The following is a 2528-nucleotide window of genomic DNA, read 5'->3' as shown; positions in this document are numbered from 1 at the left end:
GCGGATCCGGGTGGATCCGCCGCGCCGCCGGGGTCGTTCCGATCAGACCGAAGCGATCGCCTTGTCGTTCAGGCGCTCGCCGGTCTCGAGGTCGAACACGTGCACGTGACCGGGGACGGGAGCGAGGATGACCGTCTCGCCCGCGCTCGGGTGACGGCGACCGTCGACGCGCGCCACGATGTCGGTGCGCTTGCCGTTGATCTCGGAGTGGCCGTACAGGTAGCCGTCGGCGCCGAGCTCTTCGATCAGGTCGACGACGACCGAGAGGCCCTTGCCGTCGGCCGGAGCCACCTGGATGTCCTCGGGACGCACGCCGATCGTGACCTCGGAGCCGTGCGCCTTGCCGATGGTGTCGGCTTCGACGGGGACGATGAGGTCACCGAAGCGGACGCCGCCCTCGGCCAGGTCGGCCGGGAAGAGGTTCATGGCGGGGGAGCCGATGAAGCCGGCGACGAAGACGTTCTTCGGCTTCTCGTACAGGTCGCGCGGGGTGCCGACCTGCTGCAGCAGGCCGTCCTTCAGCACGGCGATGCGGTCACCCATGGTGAGCGCCTCGGTCTGATCGTGCGTGACGTAGACCGTGGTGACGCCGAGGCGGCGCACCAGCGACGCGATCTGCGTACGCGTCTGCACGCGAAGCTTGGCGTCGAGGTTCGACAGCGGCTCGTCCATGAGGAAGACCTGGGGCTGACGCACGATGGCGCGACCCATGGCGACACGCTGACGCTGACCACCCGAGAGGGCCTTCGGCTTGCGGGTCAGGTACTCCTCGAGGTCGAGAAGCTTGGCTGCCTCGAGCACACGCTGGGCGCGCTCCTCCTTGCCGACGCCGGCGATCTTGAGCGCGAAGCCCATGTTCTCGGCGACCGTCATGTGGGGGTAGAGGGCGTAGTTCTGGAACACCATCGCGATGTCGCGGTCCTTCGGCGGGACGTCGGTGACGTCGCGGTCGCCGATGCGGATGCTGCCCGAGTTGACCTCTTCGAGGCCGGCGAGCATGCGCAGCGAGGTGGACTTACCGCAACCCGAGGGGCCGACCAGGACGAGGAACTCGCCGTCTCCGACCTCGAGATTGAGCTTGTCGACCGCCGGGCGGGTTCCGCCCGGGTACAGACGCGTTGCGTTGTCGAACGTGACAGTTGCCACTGTTTCTTCTCCTTCACCGGCAGGTACGTGCCGGACGATCCGTAGTGATGGATGCGCGGGGGTGACCCGCAACGCCCGCCATCGGGCGCACCTCTCAGTATGGCACGAGCGTCTGGGCATTTCTCAGGCTGTCTGGCTAGCATCGGATCGGCCGTTTCCCGTGCGGCCCGACCGGACTCCGCCGGTCCCTACGTTTTCTTCAGAGGTCCTATGTCGAGCGACGACTCATCGAACGTCCCGGCGCCGAGCGACCGCCGCGAGGCGGTGCGCGAGAAGGCGCAGCGAGTGCGGCAGCGCCATGCGCGGGTCGGACGACTTCGTGTGGCCGCCCTCTCGATCAGCGGTGTGGCGGTCGTCGGCGCGGTGGTCGCCGCGGTGGTGTTCGCGGTGAGCTCGTCGACCTCCTCTCCTCAGCTCCAGCCGAGCGGCGCGGTCGATGGCGGGTTCGCTGTCGCATCCGTCGCCGGTGTCTCGGTGCTCGGCGGGTCGGTGGACGAGCCTGCACCGACCGAGTCCGCGACACCGCAGGGTGACACGTCCCCTACGCCGGCGCCCACCAACCGGTCGTCCGTCGACATCCGCGTCTACGTGGATTACCTCGCTCCCGGGGCGAAGCAGTTCGAGACGGCGAACGCTCCTCAGCTCTCCTCTTGGGTGACGGAGGGGGCGGCGACGCTCTCGTACCACCCCGTCGCCATGCTCACCGCCAAGTCGAACGGCACGAAGTACTCCTTGCGTGCGGCGGGTGCGGCGGCCTGTGTCGCGACCTACTCGCCCGACACGGTGTTCGCGTTCAACCACCAGCTGCTGCTGCAGCAGCCCGAGGCCACATCCGACGGGCTGAGCGACGACACGCTCGCCGACATGGCTCAGGCCGCCGGGGCGGCCGAGCCTCGTCAGGTGCGTTCCTGCATCGAGAACGGCGAGTTCATGGCGTGGGCCAAGAGCGCGACCGATACGGCCGTCGCCGGCATCCCCGGCACGGACGGTCTGACGCTCACCAGCACGCCGATGATCTTCGTCAACGGTGAGCTCTACCAGGGCGCACTCGACGACCCGAAGGAGTTCGCGCAGTTCGTGCTCACCACGGCGAGCGACGCGTACTACCGCACGGCCAGCCCCACCCCGACCCCGACGCCCTCGTCGTGATCCGCCCGCGCTGAGCGCATAGACTCGTCCCTGCGCTCGCGAGGGCGTCAGGCCGCCAGGCGGTCACGCCGGCTTGGCGCAATTGGTAGCGCACCGTACTTGTAATACGGGGGTTGCAGGTTCAAGTCCTGTAGCCGGCACAGGAAAGACCAGATCAGAAGCCGAATCGCGCCCACTCCAAGCTCGTGGAGTGGGCGCGATTCGCTGTTTACTCGGGGTTTTGCGCTCGCTGG

The 2528-nt window shown here is 68.2% G+C and carries 2 protein-coding genes and 1 tRNA gene; 2 read left to right on the top strand and 1 reads right to left on the bottom strand.

The annotated features are described in order from the left end of the window. Positions 1 to 42: 42 nt before the first annotated feature. Positions 43 to 1146 (bottom strand): sn-glycerol-3-phosphate ABC transporter ATP-binding protein UgpC, encoded by a 1104-nt coding sequence (locus tag SK224_RS16690; RefSeq protein ID WP_320435765.1) that lies wholly within the window; start codon positions 1144 to 1146, stop codon positions 43 to 45. A 210-nt stretch (positions 1147 to 1356) separates the two neighbouring features. Between SK224_RS16690 and SK224_RS16685 the strand changes: the two genes are divergently transcribed. Next, positions 1357 to 2295: a DsbA family protein gene (locus tag SK224_RS16685; RefSeq protein WP_320435764.1), complete on the top strand. Its 939-nt coding sequence runs from the start codon at positions 1357 to 1359 to the stop codon at positions 2293 to 2295. A gap of 67 nt (positions 2296 to 2362) precedes the next feature. Further along, positions 2363 to 2435: transfer RNA gene (locus tag SK224_RS16680), tRNA-Thr, on the top strand. The last annotated feature ends 93 nt before the right edge of the window (positions 2436 to 2528 follow it).

Origin of the sequence: Microbacterium sp. BG28, from assembly GCF_034044005.1 — a bacterium.
Classification (GTDB): Bacteria; Actinomycetota; Actinomycetes; order Actinomycetales; family Microbacteriaceae; genus Microbacterium.
This window is presented reverse-complemented; position numbering and strand designations above follow the sequence as displayed.